Consider the following 19253-nt stretch of genomic DNA (forward strand, 5'->3'; position numbering starts at 1 on the left):
CGCTAGGGAACGTGCCTGCGGGCCCGCAGCGCCAGACTCAGGGCCAGTACCGTCTGCGGGTCGTCGAGGTCTGTGCCCAGCAACTCCCCGATGCGCGCCAGGCGGTTGTAGAGCGTCTGCCGGTTGAGGTGGAGCTCCCGGGCCGTCTCCGCCTTGCGTCCCGCGTGGGCGAGGTAGGTCGACAGGGTGGGCAGCAGCGGCGGTCGGGAGCGCCGGTCGTGCTCCAGGAGCGGACCGAGGGCCCGGTCGACGAAGGCGGCCAGGTCCGGATGGTCGCGCAGTCGCCACAGCAGCAGATCGATGTCCAGGCGCCGGGCGTCGTACCAGGGCCGGTCCGGCAGGCCCTGGGCCGCCGTGGCCGTCTCGGCCGCGTGCCGCAGGCCCGACGCCGCAGCCGTCCAGCCGCCCGCCACCCCCACGACCACCACGGGCGGCGGTCCGCCCGGCCGCAGCATCCCGGCCCGGCCGACCCCGGTGCGCAGCGCCACCGCGACCCGTTCCGCGACCGTCGCCCGCTCCGGCTCCGAGCGCAGCCCCAGCAGCACCAGCACCCGGCCCTCCACCGGCCGTACCCCGAGCAGCACCGGCACGCCCACCGAGGCCAGTTCCTCGGACACCGCCCGGGCCAGCACGGCCCAGCCTCCCCCCGGCGACAGGGCGTCCCCGAGCCGCATGACGACCGGCAGCAGCGGGCCGTCGCCCGGCCGGAAACCCAGCACGCGCGCCTGCGCCGGGGCGTCCTGTGCCGTGACCCGGCCCTCGGCGAGGTCCGTGAGGAAGTCGCCGCGCCCGCGCGCCGCCAGCTCCTCCTCCTGCCGTGCCTGCATCAGCACCACGGCCAGGATGCCCGCGGCCCGCTCGGCCGCCATCCGGTGCACCGGCGCCAGAGGAGCCCGTACGGGCAGCAGGACGAGCCGCGCGCGGACGCCCCCGCTGCCGGGTCCGCCGCCCGGCACGTCCACCAGGACCGAGCCCGCGAGCGGCGGCTCGTCCTTGTGCTGGCCGCGCAGCCCCTCCCACACCTGGAGCGGGTCCGCGCCCTCGGGACCGGCCCCGGCGGCGTACAGCAACTGCCCGTCCGTCGTCTCCAGGAAGACGGGATTGCCGCCGAAGTCGGCCAGGATGCCGAGGACCTGGGGAACCCCGCCGCCGCCCAGCAGGGCCTCCGTGCACCGCCGGTGCACCTCCTCGGCCCGCTGGAGCAGCGCGTAGTGGCCGTTGACGATCTCGGTGTGGATCTCCTCCGTGACCGTGACGAACGGCACCTCGCGGTGCAGCTGGACGAGCGGCAGCCCGGCCGAACGGGCCGTGTCGACGAGGGCGGCGGGCAGCCGTGTGAAGCGCGGGCCGAGCTCCACGACCAGGGCGGCGATGCCGCGCTCGGCCAGCGTGCGGACGAACGCCCGCTGTTCGGCCGGGCGGGTGCCGAGGCCGTAGCCCGTGGTCAGCAGCAGCTCGCCGCCCTTGAGCAGCGAGGCGATGTGCGGCACCTCACCGGCGTGCACCCAGCGCACGGTCCGCCCCAGCCGGTCGGCCCCCGCCAGCACCTCGGGCAGCCCGCTGCGCAGCCCCGGCAGCTCCAGTGCCCGCTGCACGGTGATCCCGGCGGCCTGGGTGCCGTAGCCGCTGTCCGTCCCGGTCTCCATGAGCCGGACGCTACCCGCGCGGGTGCCTGCGGGACATCTCCGGCGGGGCACCGGGACGATCACCTCCAGGAGCCCGCAGAGGGTCTCCCCGGATTACGGCGTGATCGACCGGGTACGGGCGCGGTCATGGACATCAGCGTGGTCGCCGTGGGGCGGGAGGACGACAGTCCGGTCGAGGAGCCGTTGCGGGTGGCGGTGCTCGCCGACCGGCTCGGGTACCGAGAGGTGTGGGCGGGCGAGGGACCGACGTGGGACTCGTTCGTCCTGGCGACGGCGATCGGCGCGGCCACCGGACAGGCGACCCTGACGGCCGGTCCCGTGCCGGTGTCGGTGCGCGACCCGCTCACCATCGTGCGGGGCGCCGCGTCCACCGCGGCCGTCACCGGTCGGCCCGTCGGCGTGGCCCTGGGCACCTCCAGCAAGCGGGTCGTCGAGGGCGTGCACGGCCGGCCGCGGACCCGGCCCGCCGCCGCCCTCGCGGAGTCGGCGGCGGCCGTGCGCGCGCTGATGGACAGCCGGCCGGGCGAGCCGATCGTGCCCGGCAGCGGCTTCCCGCGCCGTCTCCCGCCGCCCGGAGGCATGCTCACCGTCGCGGCGTTCGGCGAACGCGCGGTCGCCGCGGCCGTCGAGCACGCCGACCGGATGCTGCTCGACCTCGTCTCCCCCGAGCAGGTCCGCATGCTGCGGGCCCGGATGCTCGCCGCCGCCGAGCGGGCCGGGCGTACGCCGCCCCGGCTGGCCGCCTGGCTGCCCGCCGCCGTGGACCCGGAGCCCGAGACGCTCACCCAGGTCCTGCGCAGCGTCGCCGGCTATCTCACCGTTCCGGGCTACAGCGACATGTTCGTCGAGGCGGGGTTCGCCGCGGTCGTCGAACTGGCCGCCAAGGGAGCCGACCCCGACACCCTGCTGCGGGCCCTGCCGCCCGAGGCCGCGGACACGGTCGCGCTCGTCGGCGACGTCGGCACCGTCCGCGCCCGCATCGACGCCTACGCCGAGGCCGGCCTCGACGAGATCGCCCTGGTCCCGGCCACGGCGGGCGACCCGGCGGGGGAGCGGACGCTCACGGCCCTCAGGCCGGCGTGATGTTGTGGTTGAAGCGGAACACGTTGTCCGGGTCGTAACGCCGCTTCAGCTCCGCCAGCCGCCGGGTGTTCTCGGTGCCCAGTCCCGCCACCACCCGGTCGGTGCCCTCGTCGCCGATGAAGTTCAGGTAGACGGCGCCGGTGCTCCACGGCCGGACGTCGGCGCGCACGTCCCGAACCCACCGCACGCACCGCTCGTCGTCCGCCGGGTCCTCCCAGATGCCGAAGGGATGCACCGCCCAGGGCGCGTCCCGGTAGGGCACCGGATACTCGCCCGGGCCGTCGGCGATCGCCCCGCCCTGCGGGAACAGCACGTGCTGGGTGCCGGTCGGCACCGGCATGGACTCGGCCCGGGCGCAGAAGACGTCCACGAAGTCGTCCGGCGCGCCCACCAGGTACTCCGCCGACCAGTAGTTCCGCATCCCCGGCGGGTCGTCGATCATGCACTGGACGTCGGCGTACGGCATCGTGCCGACGATCTCGGCCTCGTGCGGCAGGGCCAGCAGGGGCTGGGCGACCTTGCGCAGGTCGTCCTCGCCGCCGGCGTACGTCAGCAGCATGCCGCACACGAGCCTGCCCACGAGGTGCCCGGGTACGAAATCCTCCGGCGGGCCGGTGAAGTAGAGGACGCCGCCGCCCGCCTCGTCGGGCCCGTGCGCGATCACCTCGCGGTAGGTGCGCACCACCTCCGGCCCGTGCTCGGGCAGGAACAGCACCAGCGCGATGGAGAACTCGGGCAGTTCGTGCAGCCGCAGCGTCAGCGCCGTGGCGACGCCGAAGTTCCCGCCGCCGCCGTGCAGCGCCCAGAACAGGTCCGGGTTCTCGTCGGCGCTCGCGTGGATCCGGGTGCCGTCGGCGGTGACGAGTTCGACACCGAGCAGGTTGTCGACGGCGAGGCCGCACCAGCGGTCGAGCCAGCCGGTGCCGCCGCCCAGCACGAAACCGCCGACGCCCGTGGTGGAGGCACGGCCGCCGGTCGTCGCCAGTCCGTACGGCTCGGTGGCCCGGTCCAGGTGGCTCATCGTGGCCCCGCCTGCGACCCGGACCGCCTGCGCGGCCGGATCCACGGTCACCTCGTGCATCCGGCGCAGATCGACCACCACGCCGCCCTCGCCCACGGCCATGCCCGCCACGCTGTGGCCGCCGCCCCGGACCGCCACCGGCAGATCCAGCTCCCTGGCGAACCGCACGGCCCGCACGACGTCGTCCTCGTCGGCGCACTGCGCGAGCACGGCGGGCCGTCGGTCGATCATGGCGTTGAAGACGGCCCGGGCCTCGTCGTAGCCCGGGTCCTCCGGGGCGAACACGTCGCCGGTCAGATCCTCGCGCAGCGCGGTGAGGGCCGCGCCCGCCTTCGAGAGGGAAGCCATGGCCGCCCCCTTCCGAAAAGGGGCAATCGTCCGTTTCCAGACTAGGGGGCCATGGCCGGTCGGGCCCGCTCAGCCGCCGTAGGCGCCCGAAGCCGTCAGACGCAGTGCCGTGTCGATCAGCGGCACGTGGCTGAACGCCTGCGGGAAGTTGCCCACCTGGCGCTGGAGGTGCGGGTCCCACTCCTCCGCCAGCAGGCCGAGGTCGTTGCGCAGCGACAGCAGCTTCTCGAACAGCTTGCGGGCCTCGTCCACCCGGCCGATCATCGCCAGGTCGTCGGCCATCCAGAACGAGCAGGCGAGGAACGCGCCCTCGTCGCCCGGCAGGCCGTCGACGCCCTCGTTGTCGCCCTGCGTCGGGTAGCGCAGGATGAAGCCGTCCGGCGTGGACAGCTCCCGCTGGATCGCCTCGATGGTGCCGATGACCCGCTTGTCGTCCGGCGGCAGGAAGCCCATCTGCGGGATCAGCAGCAGCGACGCGTCCAGCTCCTTCGAGCCGTACGACTGCGTGAAGGTGTTGCGTTCCTTGTCGTAGCCCTTCTCGCACACGTCGCGGTGGATGTCGTCGCGCAGTTCCTTCCACCGCTCCAGCGGGCCGTCCGCGTCGCCGGACTCGATCAGCTTGATCGTGCGGTCGACGGCGACCCAGGCCATCACCTTGGAGTGCACGAAGTGGCGGCGCGGGCCGCGCACCTCCCAGATGCCCTCGTCCGGCTCCTGCCAGTGGTCTTCCAGGTAGCGGATCAGCTTCAGCTGGAGCAGCGAGGCGTAGTCGTTGCGGGCGAGGCCCGTCATGTGGGCCAGGTGCAGGGCCTCGGTGACCTCGCCGTAGACGTCCAGCTGGAGCTGGTGCGCGGCGCCGTTGCCGACCCGGACCGGGGTGGAGTTCTCGAAGCCCGGCAGCCAGTCCAGCTCCGCCTCGCCGAGCTCGCGCTCGCCGGCGATGCCGTACATGATCTGGAGGTTCTCCGGGTCGCCCGCCACGGCCCGCAGCAGCCACTCGCGCCAGGCGCGGGCCTCCTCGCGGTAGCCGGTGCGCAGCAGCGAGGACAGCGTGATCGCCGCGTCCCGGAGCCACGTGTAGCGGTAGTCCCAGTTGCGGACGCCGCCGATGTCCTCCGGCAGGGAGGTGGTCGGCGCGGCGACGATGCCGCCGGTCGGGGCGTACGTCAGGGCCTTCAGCGTGATCAGCGAGCGGACCACGGCCTCCCGGTAGGGGCCGTGGTACGTGCAGTGGTCGACCCACTCGCGCCAGAAGTCCTCCGTCGCCTCCAGCGACTGCTCCGGCTCGGGCAGCGGCGGCGGCTCCTTGTGCGAGGGCTGCCAGGAGATCGTGAAGGCGATCCGGTCACCCGGCGCGACCGTGAAATCCGCGTACGTCGTCAGGGACTTGCCGTACGTCTCCGCGGATGTGTCGAACCACACGGAGTCGGGGCCCGCCACGGCCACCGTGCGCCCGTCGTGCTTGTGCACCCACGGCACCACCCGCCCGTAGGAGAACCGCATCCTGAGCGCCGAGCGCATCGGCACGCGGCCCGAGACGCCCTCCACGATCCGGATCAGCTGCGGGGCGCCGTCACGCGGCGGCATGAAATCCGTCACCCGGACCGTGCCCCGCTGGGTGTCCCACTCGGACTCCAGGATCAGCGAGTCACCGCGGTAGCTGCGCCGGGCCGCGGTGGGCGGCTGCTGGTCGGAGGCGTACGCCGGGCCGAGCCGCCAGAAGCCGTGCTCCTCGTTGCCCAGCAGGCCGGCGAAGATGGCGTGCGAGTCGAAGCGGGGCAGGCACAGCCAGTCCACCGTGCCGTCCCGGCAGACCAGGGCAGCGGTCTGCATGTCTCCGATGAGTGCGTAGTCTTCGATGCGCCCGGCCACGTGCAACTCCAGTCGAACGGCCACGTCACCCCGCAAGGGGGCTGTCGCTAGTGCGGTCAAGGGGGATTTTCAGCAAGTCTTGCAATGCGTCGTTGAGCGATGAAGCAAAACAGGTCACTCAGCCGTGATGCAAAGCGCCAATTGTTGCTCAACGAACTGACGAGCTCACGTTGTTCCGGTGCTTACGGGCGGGGGGTGGTGCCGTTGGGCCGGCGGGCTCGGCAGCGAGTGTCCGAGCAGGATACGACGCACGCCGATGTTCCGGGTGCCCGTCCAGGCAAGGCGAGTACGCCGAACGAGTGAGCAAGGGGTGAGAGACCGGTGAGGGTGACCGTCTCCGTGTCGGTGCGTGCGCGGAGCGTGGCCGGAAGCCATCCCCCCGCGGCGCTGATACGCTGGTAGCCCGTGGACCGGTGGGCAGCAAACCCCCGAACCGCAGCGACGGCGACCCCCCGGAAACCTCCGGCAGGCAGCCGTACCGCACCCCCAGACCGCGACCACGGGAGCCCCGTCTTGGCCATGCCGCCCGCCGCATTTCGTAATTCGACGACCAAGCACATCTTCGTCACCGGGGGTGTCGCCTCCTCGCTCGGCAAGGGCCTGACGGCCTCCAGCCTCGGCATGCTGCTCAAGGCCCGCGGTCTGCGCGTCGTGATGCAGAAGCTGGACCCGTACCTCAACGTCGACCCGGGCACGATGAACCCCTTCCAGCACGGTGAGGTGTTCGTCACCAACGACGGCGCCGAGACCGACCTGGACATCGGCCACTACGAGCGCTTCCTCGACCGTGACCTGGACGGTTCCGCGAACGTCACCACCGGCCAGGTGTACTCCACCGTGATCGCCAAGGAGCGCCGCGGCGAGTACCTGGGCGACACCGTGCAGGTCATCCCGCACATCACGAACGAGATCAAGCACCGCATCCGCCGCATGGCGACGGACGAGGTCGACGTCGTGATCACGGAGGTCGGCGGCACGGTCGGCGACATCGAGTCGCTGCCGTTCCTGGAGACCGTCCGCCAGGTCCGTCACGAGGTCGGCCGTGACAACGTCTTCGTCGTCCATATCTCGCTCCTGCCGTACATCGGCCCCTCGGGTGAGCTGAAGACGAAGCCCACCCAGCACTCGGTTGCGGCTCTGCGCAACATCGGTATCCAGCCGGACGCGATCGTGCTGCGCTGCGACCGCGAGGTCCCCACCGCGATCAAGCGGAAGATCTCGCTGATGTGCGACGTCGACGAGGCCGCCGTGGTCGCCTGCCCCGACGCCCGCTCGATCTACGACATCCCGAAGACCGTGCACGGCGAGGGCCTGGACGCCTATGTCGTCCGCAAGCTCGACCTGCCGTTCCGGGACGTCGACTGGACGACCTGGGACGACCTGCTCGACCGTGTCCACAACCCCGACCACGAGATCACCCTCGCGCTGGTCGGCAAGTACATCGACCTGCCCGACGCCTACCTTTCGGTCACCGAGGCACTGCGCGCCGGCGGCTTCGCCAACCGCGCCCGCGTCAAGATCAAGTGGGTCACCTCCGACGACTGCAAGACCCCGGCGGGCGCGGCCCAGCAGCTCGGCGACGTCGACGGCATCTGCATCCCCGGCGGGTTCGGCGACCGCGGCGTGCTCGGCAAGGTCGGCGCGATCAAGTACGCCCGCGAGAACAAGATCCCGCTGCTCGGCCTCTGCCTGGGCCTGCAGTGCATCGTGATCGAGGCCGCGCGGAACCTGGCCGACATCGGCGACGCCAACTCCACCGAGTTCGACCCGGCCACCGCCCACCCGGTCATCTCCACGATGGCCGAGCAGCTCGACATCGTCGCCGGTGAGGGCGACATGGGCGGCACCATGCGGCTCGGCATGTACCCGGCGAAGCTGGCCGAGGGCTCGATCGTGCGCGAGGTGTACGACGGCAAGGAGTACGTCGAGGAGCGCCACCGGCACCGCTACGAGGTGAACAACGCCTACCGCGCGGAGCTGGAGAAGCGGGCGGGCATCCTGTTCTCCGGCACCTCGCCGGACGGCAAGCTCGTCGAGTACGTCGAGTACCCCCGTGACGTCCACCCGTACCTGGTCGCCACCCAGGCGCACCCGGAGCTGCGCTCGCGGCCGACCCGCCCGCACCCGCTGTTCGCCGGGCTCGTCAAGGCCGCGGTCGAGCGGAAGACTTCGAAGTAACACACCAGTTGTACGGTGGCCGGGGTGCATCCCTTCAAAGGGTGTGCACCCCGGTTTCTTTTCGGCACGTCGGGCCCGGCACGCGCAGTCGCGCCGGGCACGTGGAAGGACAGGCATGACGATCAAGGACACCCCGGAGGAATGGGAGATCCGGGCGACGGACACCCCCTTCGTGGGCAACAAGACCTCCGTCCGCACCGACGACGTGGTCATGCCCGACGGCACCGTGGTCGGCCGCGACTACCAGGTCCACCCCGGCTCCGTGGCCGTCCTCGCCCTCGACGAGGCCGACCGCGTCCTGGTCCTGCGCCAGTACCGCCACCCCGTGCGCCACAAGCTGTGGGAGATCCCGGCCGGTCTGCTCGACGTCCCCGGCGAGAACCCGCTGCACGCCGCCCAGCGCGAGCTGTACGAGGAGGCGCACGTCAAGGCCGAGGACTGGCGGGTGCTGACCGACGTCTACACCACCCCCGGCGGCTGCGACGAGGCCGTCAGGATCTTTCTCGCCCGTGGTCTGTCCGAGGCCGAGGGCGAGCGCTTCGCGGTCGAGGAGGAAGAGGCCGACATGGAGCTCGACCGGGTGCCGGTCGAGGACCTCGTCCGCGGCGTGCTGGCCGGGGAACTGCACAACAACTGTCTCGTCGTGGGCGTCCTCTCCCTGGTCGCCGCGCGCGCCGGCGACGGTCTGGACGCCCTGCGCCCGGCCCAGGCGCCGTGGCCGGCGCGTCCCTTCGAGGCGTGAAGGTGTCCGAATCCCGCCCTGCACCCCGTACCGCGCCCCATGCCCTGCGCGGTGTGAAGATCGGCTGATCCGATCGGGGGATGTGCCCGCCGTGCCCGTCGTGCTCCGCCCGGGACGTTGCAGAGCGTGAACTAGGCTCTGTTCACGCCCGGACCGGAGTCCCGGCGGGCTTGTGCGTGTGGTGGGACGGGAGTGTGGCCCGTGACGGATCAGGTCGTGGAGACAGGCGACGTGCGGCTGACCGGACACGCTTCCGGGGAGAGCCGATTCCTGGGCCGCACACGGGAATTGAAGGAACTGCGCGCCGACATCGAGCGCGCCGGCCTGGACACCCTCGCCGGCCGCAAGCCTCCACGCGCGCGTGTGCTGCTCATCGCCGGCCGGCCCGGCTCGGGGCGCACCGCACTCGCCGAGGAGCTCGTCCGGCAGGTCGCCGACCGTTACCCCGGCGGGGTACTGCGCGCCCGCCTGAGCGACCCCGACGGCACCCCCGTGCCGGTCGGGCACACCGCCCGGGAACTGCTCGCCGCCCTGGACCGGCAGGCCCCGGCAGGCGCCTGCGAAGACGACCTCACCGACGCCCTGCGCACCGCCCTGGCCGACCGCCGGGCCCTGCTCCTGCTGGACGACGCGGCCGACGCCGAGCAGGTCGACGCCCTGCTGCCCGACACCCCGGACTGCCTGGTCGTCGCGGTCTCCGAGGGGCCGCTGACCGGCATCTCGGACGTCCGCCCGTGCACCCTCGGCGGCCTGGACGCCAAGTCCGGGGTGGAGCTGCTGTCCCGGCACACCGGCTCGGTCCGCATCACCGTCGACCCCCGGGCCGCCGAGGGCCTCGCCGAGGAGTGCCAGGGGCAGCCGGCCGCGCTGATGCTGGCGGGCGGCTGGCTCGCCGCCCGTCCCAAGGCGGCCGTCTCCGACCTCGCCAAACAACTGCGTGCCGAAGACGGCGAAGGCACCGCGCTGAGCCGGGTCTTCCGCCTCGCCTACGCGGCCCTGCCCGCCACCGCCGCCCGGATGCTGCGCCTGCTCGCCCTCGCTCCGGCCGGACTGGTCGACCCGCAGACCGCCTCCGCGCTCGTCGGCTGCTCCGTCGACAGCGCCCGCACCACCCTCGACGGCTTCGTCGCCCTCGGCTTCCTGCACGCGGTGGACTCGCCGCTGCCGCAGTACGAGGTGCCGGGCTGTCTGCACGACCGGCTCCGCGTCCTCGCCGAGCGCCATGAGCGCCCGGCCGAGCTCCAGCTGGCCCGCGCCCGCATGCTGGAGCGGACGGTGCGACTGCTCCAGGCCTGCCGGGCGATCACCGAGACCGACAGCCCCCAGGCGCGCCAGAAGCTCCTCGACCTGCCTCGCGCCCTGCGCTTCCCCACGCCCCGGGCGGCCGCCGAGTGGCTGCGCGTGACCCGGCCCGCCCTGCTGGCCTCGGCCCGGCTCGCGGTCGCCGACGGGCAGCTGGACACCCTGGCCCGGCGGCTGATGTCCCAGCTGGTGCGGGCCATGGTGGCGCATGTCGGCACCCAGGCGGCGGCGCCCGACCTCTACGACATCCACAGCCTGGTCCTCGACGTGGCCGAGCGCCGGAACCTGCCCCGCGAGCGGGCCGCCGCCCTGCTCAACCTCGGCGACCTCGACGCCCGGACCGGCCGCACGGCCGACGCCCTGGCCCGGTACCGGGCCGCGCTGGACGCCGGACGCGAGGTGAACGATCCGTATGCGACCGGCCGCGCGATGGAATCCGTAGGCGGTGCGCATCTGGAGCTCGGCGACTTCGACCGGGCCGCCGACTGGTTCGGCCGGGCCCTCGTCGAGCGGCTCGCCCGGGACGAGCGCGCCGAGGCCGCCCGGCTGTACGGGCGGATCGCCGCCGCGCACACCTATGCGGGCCGCTACGGCGAGGCCGTGCGGAACTGGCGCGCGGCGATCGCGGGGCACCGCAAGAACGGTGACGTGGCCGCCCAGGCCCGGGCGCTGAGCGAGTTGGCGCGGGTCCAGGAGTACGCGGGCCGGCCCGAGGAGTCGCTGCGCACCTGCCGGGAGGCCGTGGAATGGGCGCGGCGGGCCGAGGACACGCGGTTGCAGGCCGCGCTGCATCTGCGGGTCGCCGACACCCTCGAGCACCTCGGCGACCCCGCGTCGGCCCAGCTGCACCGGGGGGCCGCCGAGCGGATCCTCGGCGAGTACGAGGAGGACCAGGAGGGGCCCGTGGCGGCCTCCGACGGCGACTCACACCGGAAACCGGAGCCTGACACCTGCGAAATCCGTGGCGCATCCGCTGAAGATTGATGCAATGAAAGGCTAGACAGCGGGAACGCCTTCATTAGACTGGCCATGCCGCACGTTCTCCTGCGGTCTCTCCCGGTGTGCCCGTGCGTGCCCGGGTATGCCTAGTAATACGCCCATACCCTCTGAGCCAAGGACCGTGATCGACGTGAAGGTCGGCATCCCCCGCGAGGTCAAGAACAACGAGTTCCGGGTGGCCATCACCCCCGCCGGCGTGCACGAGCTGGTGCGTCATGGCCACCAGGTCGTCATCGAGCGCGGCGCCGGCGTCGGCTCCTCGATCGTGGACGAGGAGTACGTGGCCGCCGGTGCGCAGATCCTGGAGACCGCCGACGAGGTGTGGGCCGCCGCCGACCTGCTGCTGAAGGTCAAGGAGCCCATCGCCGAGGAGTACCACCGCCTCCGCAAGGACCAGACGCTCTTCACCTACCTGCACCTGGCCGCCTCCAAGGAGTGCACGGACGCCCTGCTGGAGTCCGGCACCACGGCGATCGCCTACGAGACGGTCGAGCTGCCCGGCCGCGCGCTGCCGCTGCTCGCCCCGATGTCCGAGGTCGCGGGCCGGCTGGCCCCGCAGGTCGGCGCCTACCACCTGATGCGCGCCAACGGCGGCCGCGGCGTGCTGCCCGGCGGCGTCCCCGGCGTGCCGGCCGGCCGGGCCGTCGTCATCGGCGGCGGCGTCTCCGGCTGGCAGGCGGCGCAGATCGCCATCGGCCTGGGCTTCCACGTGACCCTGCTCGACAAGGACGTCAACAAGCTCCGCGAGGCGGACAAGATCTTCGGCACGAAGATCCAGACCGTCGTCTCCAACGCCCTGGAGCTGGAGAAGGCCTGCCTGGAGGCCGACCTCGTCATCGGCGCGGTGCTGGTCCCCGGCGCCAAGGCCCCGAAGCTGGTCACCAACGAGCTCGTCTCGCGGATGAAGCCCGGAAGTGTCCTTGTCGACATCGCGATCGACCAGGGCGGCTGCTTCGAGGACTCCCGTCCCACCACCCACGCCGAGCCGACCTTCCAGGTCCACAACTCGGTCTTCTACTGCGTCGCCAACATGCCCGGCGCGGTGCCGAACACCTCCACCTACGCGCTGACCAACGCCACGCTGCCCTACATCGTGGAACTCGCCGACCACGGCTGGGCGGACGCGCTGCGCCGCGACCCGGCGCTGGCCAAGGGTCTCAACACCCATGACGGCAAGGTCGTTTACAAGGAGGTCGCCGAGGCGCACGACGTGGAGCACGTCGAGCTGTCCTCGCTGCTCGGCTGAGTCCGTCGGCCGGTAAGTCGGCTAAGTCACCAACAGGCAAAGGCGATACGTCAACACAGGTCGTCAACGCCGCGCACCCGGCCGGACCTTGCCCGACAAGGTCCGGCCGGATGTGTGTATGGTCACTTCGCGATTCTCGGGCAACTCGCCTCGAACGTAACCCTTCAACCGATTCGCACACCGGTGAAACCTGCCGTGCGACGGCCGTACGCCCTTGACAGCGGGATGTTTCATTGCCGACACATCGGGCCGGGTCCGGCGGATTGTGTTGCTGCGGACGCCCGACACGCCATAGAGTCGCCAACCGTCGGCATGGTGCCACGCTGACCTGTCTAGAAGTTTCCTGGTCACCAAGGAGGTAAGACGACTTGTGAATGAGTCGACATTTACTCCCGGGGGTGGTCAACCAGGAATGCCTGCACGGGGCCAGGGTCCCGCGGGGTTCGCTGCTGTCGGCTCCGTCGCTGTGCGCACCTTCGCAGCCCACCAGAGTCAGCAGGCGACTCACACTGCACACCAGAAGATGGATGGCCATCACGTGAACGCCATGGCCGGCGACGGAAGTGGCGCGCCCCACAACCACTTCGCCGACTACGACGAACTGCCCGAGGGGCACTTCTACGACCCCGACGCGGAGTACGAGCCCGATCCCGAGTACGCGGCCACTCTCGCGCCCGACGCGGCCAGACAGCGCCGGGAGCGCATCGGCCCGACCGGGCGCCCGCTGCCGTACTTCCCGATCCCGGGCCCGCTGACCGACCACGGACCCGCGAAGATCATCGCGATGTGCAACCAGAAGGGCGGCGTCGGCAAGACGACGTCGACCATCAACCTGGGTGCCGCGCTCGCGGAGTACGGACGCCGGGTCCTGCTCGTGGACTTCGACCCACAGGGCGCGCTGTCGGTCGGACTCGGCGTCAACCCGATGGAACTCGACCTCACCGTCTACAACCTGCTCATGGAGCGGGGGATGGCGGCCGACGAGGTGCTGCTGAAGACGGCGGTCCCCAACATGGACCTGCTGCCCAGCAACATCGACCTGTCGGCGGCCGAGGTCCAGCTGGTCTCCGAGGTCGCCCGCGAGTCGACCCTGCAGCGCGCCCTGAAGCCGCTGCTGGACGACTACGACTTCATCGTCATCGACTGCCAGCCCTCGCTCGGCCTGCTCACGGTGAACGCCCTGACGGCCGCGCACAAGGTGATCGTGCCGCTGGAGTGCGAGTTCTTCGCCCTCCGTGGTGTGGCCCTGCTGACGGAGACCATCGAGAAGGTCCAGGAGCGGCTCAACCCCGACCTGGAGCTCGACGGGATCCTCGCCACGATGTACGACTCGCGTACGGTGCACAGCCGTGAGGTGCTCGCGCGTGTCGTCGAGGCCTTCGACGATCACGTCTACCACACGGTCATCGGGCGCACGGTCCGCTTCCCGGAGACCACGGTCGCCGGTGAGCCGATCACCACGTACGCCTCCAACTCCGTCGGTGCCGCCGCCTACCGCCAGCTCGCCAGGGAGGTGCTCGCCCGGTGTCACGCCGAGTGAGTCTGCCGGGGGCCGACGAACTCTTCCGTACGACAGGGGGGATGGCGCTTCAGTCGTCCCAGCCCAGGCGCCAGGCCAACGGCGACGCCCGGGTGCCCGCTCCGGCGGGGGAGGGCGACGCGGTGGCGGCGGCCACGGCCGCGGAGGACGTGCCGCAGTCGGTGCCCGCGCAGGGCGGTGACGGCGAGGGCGCGGAGCATGTCGCGTCGGACGCGGAGTCGGCCGAGGCCGGGGAGTCCCGCAGCCGCTCCGGCTCCGCCCGCAGGCAGGCGGCGCAGGAAGGTTCTGCCGCGGGTGCGGCCGGTGCCGCCCCGGCGGCACCACGCAAGCGCGGGCGGGCCGCCGCACGCCGTCCCAGCGGCCGTGAGCGGCACGACGAGAAGATCACGGTGTACGTGTCGGCCGAGGAGCTCATGGACCTGGAGCACGCCCGTCTTGTGCTCCGCGGCGAGCACGGCCTCGCCGTCGACCGCGGCCGTATCGTCCGCGAGGCGGTCGCCGTGGTCCTCGCCGACCTGGAGACCCGCGGGGACGCCAGCATCCTCGTACGACGGCTGCGCGGGCGCTAGCGGTAGCCTGCGGGGGCCATGACCTCGAACGCCTCCCCACCACCCCCCGGCGGCCCGTCCGGGCGCCGGCGTGCGCTGGGGCGTGGGCCGATGGCTCCGCCGGCTGAGCCGGTGAACCCGGTCGAGCCCGGTGAGTTGGCCGGCGGCACCGCCGAGTCGGGCGTGACGTCCGAGGAGACGGAGGCCGCCGAGTCGGGTGTGACTTCCGAGGAGATGGAGGCCGCCGAGTCGGGTTTCCGGGCCGTGGAGGCAGCGGCCGGCGCGCAGGCGTTGGTTGCCGAGGAACCGCCCGTCGTCGTGGAGCGGCAGGCCCCTGCCGAGCCCGGGACGACGGCCGGAAGGCCTCCCGGGGAGCGTGCGGCCGGGCCTGCCGGCCCTGAAGCGGGCCATGAGGGCGTTTCGTCGGAGCTCGGCCCCGAGGCCCGTCACCCGGTGGCGGGCAGTGAGCTTCCCGCCCCCGGGCCGGTGGCTGAGACCGCTGCCCCGGCTTCCGAAACCGAGGGCGTTCCCGGTGGCGACGACGGGGTCTTCAAGGTCCGGCTCGCGAACTTCGAAGGTCCCTTCGATCTGCTGCTCCAACTGATCTCCCGGCACAAGCTGGACGTCACCGAGGTCGCGCTGTCGAGGGTGACCGACGAGTTCATGGCGTACATCCGGGCGATGGGGCCGGACTGGGATCTGGACGAGACGACCGAGTTCCTCGTCGTCGCGGCCACACTGCTCGATCTGAAGGCGGCACGGCTGCTGCCCGCCGCCGAGGTGGAGGACGAGGCCGACCTCGCGCTGCTCGAAGCCCGGGACCTGCTGTTCGCCCGGCTGCTGCAGTACCGCGCGTACAAGCAGATCGCCGACATCTTCAGCGGGCGGCTCGACGACGAGGCCCGGCGCTATCCGCGCACCGTCGGGCTCGAACCCCACCATGCCGAGCTGCTGCCCGAGGTGGTCATCAGCATCGGCGCGGAAGGGTTCGCCAAGCTCGCTGTGAAGGCGATGCAGCCCAAGCCCAAGCCGCAGGTGTACGTCGACCACATCCACGCCCCGCTGGTCAGCGTGCAGGAGCAGGCGGGGATCGTCGTCGCCCGGCTCAAGGAGCTCGGCGAGGCCCGCTTCCGGGAGCTCGTGGCGGACACCGACGACACACTGACCGTCGTGGCCCGGTTCCTGGCGCTGCTGGAGCTGTACCGCGAGAAGGCCGTCGAACTGGAGCAGGAGACCGCGCTCGGTGAGCTGCTCGTGCGGTGGACCGGCGGGGACGGGGACGAGACACCGACCGTCACCGACGAGTTCGACCGGCCGCCCGAGCCGCCGAAGGAGGAGAAGAAGGCATGAGCCAGGAAGCCACCGAGGTCCCGGCCGGGCTGCGTGCCGTCGCCGGCCTCGATCTCAAGCCCGCTCTGGAGGCCGTCCTCATGGTCGTGGACGAGCCCGCGACCGAGGAGCACCTCGCGAAGATACTGGAGCGGCCCAGGCGCCAGATCGCGGACGCCCTGCGCGAGCTGGCCGACGAGTACACCGTCCAGGGCCGCGGCTTCGAACTGCGGTTCGTGGCGGGCGGCTGGCGGTTCTACACCCGCGCCGAGTACGCCCCGGCCGTCGAGCGTTTCGTGCTGGACGGCCAGCAGGCCCGCCTCACCCAGGCCGCCCTGGAGACCCTGGCCGTCGTCGCCTACCGGCAGCCGGTCAGCCGCAGCCGGGTCTCCGCCGTACGCGGAGTCAACTGCGACGGCGTCATGCGCACCCTCCTCCAGCGCGGTCTGATCGAGGAGGCGGGCACGGAACCCGAAACAGGTGCGATCCTGTACACGACGACGAACTACTTTCTGGAGCGGATGGGCCTGCGCGGTCTGGACGAGCTCCCGGAACTCGCGCCCTTCCTCCCGGAGGCGGAGGCGATCGAGGCCGAGACCCAGGAAGGCGTACCGTCGTTCGACCCGGACGCGCCTGATGACGACGTGCCGGGCCGCCCGGTCACCCCGGGTACCGACGACGAAGACGACCAGACGGAACTTTGATGCGAAGCAGCGGCAGCGGCAAGAGCGGCGGACGCGGTAACCACCGCGGCGCCGGTAACAACAGGGACCAGAAGCAGGGGCAGGGCCGCCCCCGCAAGCCCCGCCCCGAGGAGCGCCGCTACGACGTGGGCCCCGGAGCGACGAAGGAGGGACCCAAGTCCGGGCGCGGCGGTGCCGCGCGCGGCGGCGCCAAGGGCGGGCCCAAGCAGCCCCAGCAGCGCGGGCGTACGGCCCCGGCACGTCCCCGCGAGTACGAGGCGCAGGTCGAGGAGCGCAACCGCGACCGGTACGCCGGGAAGAAGGACGTCAAGCTGCCCAAGACCTTCCCGGGCGCGGAGCAGGAGGGCGAGCGGATCCAGAAGGTCCTCGCCCGCGCGGGCTTCGGTTCCCGGCGCGCCTGCGAGGAGCTGATCGAACAGGCCCGGGTCGAGGTCAACGGCGAGATCGTGCTGGAGCAGGGGCGGCGGGTCGACCCGGAGAAGGACGAGATCAAGGTCGACGGGCTGACCGTCGCCACGCAGGCCTACCAGTTCTTCGCGCTGAACAAGCCCGCCGGGGTCGTCTCCACCATGGAGGACCCGGAGGGCCGGCAGTGCCTCGGTGACTACGTCACCAACCGCGAGACCCGGCTCTTCCACGTCGGCCGGCTCGACACCGAGACCGAGGGTGTCATCCTGCTCACCAACCACGGCGAGCTGGCGCACCGGCTGACCCACCCCAAGTACGGCGTGAAGAAGACCTACCTCGCGCACATCGTGGGCCCGATCCCGCGCGACCTGGGCAAGCAGCTCAAGGACGGCATCCAGCTGGAGGACGGTTACGCGCGTGCGGACCACTTCCGGGTCGTCCAGCAGACCGGCAAGAACTACCTCGTCGAGGTCACCCTCCACGAGGGCCGCAAGCACATCGTGCGCCGGATGCTCGCGGAGGCCGGTTTCCCGGTCGACAAGCTGGTGCGCACCGCCTTCGGCCCGATCACCCTGGGCGACCAGAAGTCCGGCTGGCTGCGGCGGCTGTCCAACACGGAGGTCGGCATGCTGATGCAGGAAGTCGATCTCTAGGCTGACGCAGACACCCCTGGGCGCCGCGAGTTCCCCGTGCCCGTCAGGGCGCGGGGACGGAAGGACTTCTGACATGACCACGCTCGTCTACAAGCAAGCCGCCACCGGAGCGCTGACCGGCCTCGCCCTGGGGGACGCGCTGGGGTATCCGACGGAGTTCAGCGACGTACCGCGGATCGTCGCCAGGTTCGGTCCGTGGCGGCGGCTGGCCCTGCCGGAGCCGGCGCTCGTCACCGACGACACGCAGATGACGCTGGCGCTCGGGCGGGGCATCCGGACGGCGATGGACCGGGGCGTGCTGGAGCCCGAGGGGATGGCCGACGCCGTACGGCGGGAGTTCATCGCCTGGAACCGCTCTCCGGAGAACAACCGCGCTCCCGGCAACACGTGTCTGCGGGCCTGTGACCTGCTGGAGCAGGCGGACCGCCCCTGGCAGGACGCCAGTCAGATCCACTCCAAGGGCTGCGGCGCCAACATGCGGGTCGCGCCCCTGGGGCTGGTCCCCGGCCTGAGCGACGAACAGCGCGCGGGCGCCGCCCAGTTGCAGTCCGCCCTCACCCACGGGCACCCCACCGCGCTCGCCGCGTCCGACCTCACCGCGCACGCCGTACGGCTGCTCGCGCAGGGCGCCGAACCGGCCGGGCTGATCGGTCTGCTCCGTACGTACGCCCTCGACAACCGCAGCCACTACCACGAGCGCTGGCTCGGCGACCTGTGGCGCCGGGCCCAGGACCCGAACCCCGAGCAGTTCATCGCGCGCGGCTGGGACGAGTGCCTGGCGATCCTCGACCGGCTCCGGCACGCCGTGGGCGCCGTCTCGCCGGAGGACGACCCGTGCCTGGCCACCGGCGAGGGCTGGATCGCCGAGGAGGCCCTGGCGACCGGGCTGCTGTGCTTCCTGCTCTTCCCCGACGAGCCGCTCACGGCCCTGCGCCGCGGCGCCTGCACCGCCGGCGACTCGGACTCCATCGCCTGCCTGGCCGGAGCATTCGCCGGCGCGCACCTGGGCGCGGAGGCCTGGCCGGACGAGTGGGCCGACCGCATCGAGTACCGGAGCGACCTGCTGACCCTCGGCGCGCTCTGGGACGCGTGACGGATGTCCGACGTCCTGGACGCCCCCTGACGCCCGCGGTGGCCGTGTGCGGCGTACCCGGAGCCCTCACGCCAGCCGGACCGAGTTTCCCTCCACTGTGATCTGCTCGGCCGGCAGCGGCCGCGTCGCCGGGCCGTGGGCCACCGAGCCGTCGGCGATGCGGAACTTGCTGCCGTGACAGACGCAGTTGATGGTGCCGTCGGAGACGGACGCCACCGTGCAGCGCTGGTGGGTGCAGATCGCCGAGAAGGCCTTGAAGCGGCCCTGCTCGGGCTGGGTCACCACGACTTCTTCTTCCTTGAAGATCTTTCCGCCCCCGACGGGGATCTCGTCCGTGGAGGCCAGATCCCGTCCGGCCGTCTCCTGTCCGGCCGTCTCCCGTCCGGCCGTCTCCTGGCCGGTGGGTGAGCTCGTCGACGCGGAGCCGTTGTCGTCGCCGCCCCCGCCGCAGGCGGCGACGAGCGCCACGGCGCCGGTCGCGCCCGTCGCGAGGAGGACCGTGCGGCGTGTGGTCTCGTAGGTCATGTCGTCACTCCGAAGG

General features: G+C 72.1%; 15 protein-coding genes. 11 read left to right on the plus strand and 4 right to left on the minus strand.

The window, feature by feature from the left end; genetic code table 11:
* Nucleotides 1–2: 2 nt before the first annotated feature.
* On the minus strand, nucleotides 3–1646 hold the full coding sequence (locus tag MQE23_RS34590) for a PucR family transcriptional regulator ligand-binding domain-containing protein (protein WP_243381174.1): 1644 nt from the start codon (nucleotides 1644–1646) through the stop codon (nucleotides 3–5).
* Between the two features lie 126 nt (nucleotides 1647–1772).
* Between MQE23_RS34590 and MQE23_RS34595 the strand changes: the two genes are divergently transcribed.
* The gene (locus tag MQE23_RS34595) at nucleotides 1773–2729 is read left to right on the plus strand and encodes an LLM class F420-dependent oxidoreductase (protein WP_243381176.1); all 957 of its coding nucleotides are present in this window, start codon (nucleotides 1773–1775) and stop codon (nucleotides 2727–2729) included.
* Here MQE23_RS34595 and MQE23_RS34600 read toward each other — a convergent pair.
* Nucleotides 2716–4098: an FAD-binding oxidoreductase gene (locus MQE23_RS34600; protein WP_243381177.1), complete on the minus strand. Its 1383-nt coding sequence runs from the start codon at nucleotides 4096–4098 to the stop codon at nucleotides 2716–2718. The two genes, MQE23_RS34595 and MQE23_RS34600, sit on opposite strands and share 14 nt — an antisense overlap.
* Nucleotides 4099–4167: 69 nt before the next feature.
* Nucleotides 4168–5970, minus strand: coding sequence for a glycoside hydrolase family 15 protein (locus tag MQE23_RS34605; protein WP_020275048.1), 1803 nt, complete (start codon nucleotides 5968–5970; stop codon nucleotides 4168–4170).
* Nucleotides 5971–6489: 519 nt separating this feature from the next.
* Here MQE23_RS34605 and MQE23_RS34610 point away from each other — a divergent pair.
* The 10 genes from MQE23_RS34610 to MQE23_RS34655 all read left to right on the plus strand — a co-directional run bounded on the left by MQE23_RS34610 (nucleotide 6490) and on the right by MQE23_RS34655 (nucleotide 18712).
* On the plus strand, nucleotides 6490–8148 hold the full coding sequence (locus MQE23_RS34610; protein WP_020275046.1) for a CTP synthase: 1659 nt from the start codon (nucleotides 6490–6492) through the stop codon (nucleotides 8146–8148).
* Nucleotides 8149–8263: 115 nt separating this feature from the next.
* Entirely contained in the window at nucleotides 8264–8890 is a 627-nt protein-coding gene (locus MQE23_RS34615; protein ID WP_020275045.1) for an NUDIX hydrolase, read from the plus strand.
* Between the two features lie 201 nt (nucleotides 8891–9091).
* The gene (locus MQE23_RS34620) at nucleotides 9092–11176 is read left to right on the plus strand and encodes a tetratricopeptide repeat protein (protein ID WP_243381179.1); all 2085 of its coding nucleotides are present in this window, start codon (nucleotides 9092–9094) and stop codon (nucleotides 11174–11176) included.
* A gap of 136 nt (nucleotides 11177–11312) precedes the next feature.
* Nucleotides 11313–12437, plus strand: a complete 1125-nt coding sequence (gene ald / locus MQE23_RS34625; RefSeq protein WP_020269708.1) for an alanine dehydrogenase — start codon at nucleotides 11313–11315, stop codon at nucleotides 12435–12437.
* A gap of 412 nt (nucleotides 12438–12849) precedes the next feature.
* Nucleotides 12850–13977, plus strand: a complete 1128-nt coding sequence (locus tag MQE23_RS34630) for a ParA family protein (protein ID WP_082319718.1) — start codon at nucleotides 12850–12852, stop codon at nucleotides 13975–13977.
* Entirely contained in the window at nucleotides 13962–14546 is a 585-nt protein-coding gene (locus MQE23_RS34635; protein ID WP_243381180.1) for a hypothetical protein, read from the plus strand. The genes MQE23_RS34630 and MQE23_RS34635 overlap by 16 nt, the downstream gene beginning before the upstream one ends.
* Nucleotides 14547–14636: 90 nt before the next feature.
* A complete protein-coding gene (locus MQE23_RS34640; protein WP_347710150.1) occupies nucleotides 14637–15875 on the plus strand; it encodes a segregation/condensation protein A in 1239 nt (412 codons plus the stop codon).
* On the plus strand, nucleotides 15872–16558 hold the full coding sequence (scpB, locus tag MQE23_RS34645; protein WP_020269704.1) for an SMC-Scp complex subunit ScpB: 687 nt from the start codon (nucleotides 15872–15874) through the stop codon (nucleotides 16556–16558). Before MQE23_RS34640 ends, scpB begins: the two co-directional genes overlap by 4 nt.
* Nucleotides 16558–17619, plus strand: a complete 1062-nt coding sequence (locus MQE23_RS34650) for a pseudouridine synthase (protein ID WP_020269703.1) — start codon at nucleotides 16558–16560, stop codon at nucleotides 17617–17619. The genes scpB and MQE23_RS34650 overlap by 1 nt, the downstream gene beginning before the upstream one ends.
* Nucleotides 17620–17692: 73 nt before the next feature.
* Nucleotides 17693–18712 (plus strand): ADP-ribosylglycohydrolase family protein, encoded by a 1020-nt coding sequence (locus tag MQE23_RS34655; protein WP_243381184.1) that lies wholly within the window; start codon nucleotides 17693–17695, stop codon nucleotides 18710–18712.
* Between the two features lie 66 nt (nucleotides 18713–18778).
* Here the strand turns inward: MQE23_RS34655 and MQE23_RS34660 are convergent, their stop codons facing one another.
* Complete coding sequence (locus MQE23_RS34660; RefSeq protein WP_243381186.1) at nucleotides 18779–19237, minus strand: Rieske (2Fe-2S) protein; 459 nt, start codon at nucleotides 19235–19237, stop codon at nucleotides 18779–18781.
* Between the last annotated feature and the right edge of the window lie 16 nt (nucleotides 19238–19253).

The organism is Streptomyces sp. HP-A2021 (assembly GCF_022807935.1).
In the GTDB taxonomy this organism is placed as follows: Bacteria; Actinomycetota; Actinomycetes; order Streptomycetales; family Streptomycetaceae; genus Streptomyces; species Streptomyces afghaniensis.

Excerpts from the sequence above, each read along its gene's own strand:
- MQE23_RS34595 (WP_243381176.1), top strand. The coding sequence starts at position 1,773 with ATGGACATCAGCGTGGTCGCCGTGGGGCGGGAGGACGACAGTCCGGTC.
- MQE23_RS34615 (WP_020275045.1), top strand. The coding sequence starts at position 8,264 with ATGACGATCAAGGACACCCCGGAGGAATGGGAGATCCGGGCGACGGAC.
- scpB (WP_020269704.1), top strand. The coding sequence starts at position 15,872 with ATGAGCCAGGAAGCCACCGAGGTCCCGGCCGGGCTGCGTGCCGTCGCC.
- MQE23_RS34630 (WP_082319718.1), top strand. The coding sequence starts at position 12,850 with ATGCCTGCACGGGGCCAGGGTCCCGCGGGGTTCGCTGCTGTCGGCTCC.
- MQE23_RS34590 (WP_243381174.1), bottom strand. The coding sequence starts at position 1,646 with ATGGAGACCGGGACGGACAGCGGCTACGGCACCCAGGCCGCCGGGATC.
- MQE23_RS34640 (WP_347710150.1), top strand. The coding sequence starts at position 14,637 with ATGGCTCCGCCGGCTGAGCCGGTGAACCCGGTCGAGCCCGGTGAGTTG.
- MQE23_RS34660 (WP_243381186.1), bottom strand. The coding sequence starts at position 19,237 with ATGACCTACGAGACCACACGCCGCACGGTCCTCCTCGCGACGGGCGCG.
- MQE23_RS34650 (WP_020269703.1), top strand. The coding sequence starts at position 16,558 with ATGCGAAGCAGCGGCAGCGGCAAGAGCGGCGGACGCGGTAACCACCGC.
- MQE23_RS34655 (WP_243381184.1), top strand. The coding sequence starts at position 17,693 with ATGACCACGCTCGTCTACAAGCAAGCCGCCACCGGAGCGCTGACCGGC.
- MQE23_RS34600 (WP_243381177.1), bottom strand. The coding sequence starts at position 4,098 with ATGGCTTCCCTCTCGAAGGCGGGCGCGGCCCTCACCGCGCTGCGCGAG.
- MQE23_RS34610 (WP_020275046.1), top strand. The coding sequence starts at position 6,490 with ATGCCGCCCGCCGCATTTCGTAATTCGACGACCAAGCACATCTTCGTC.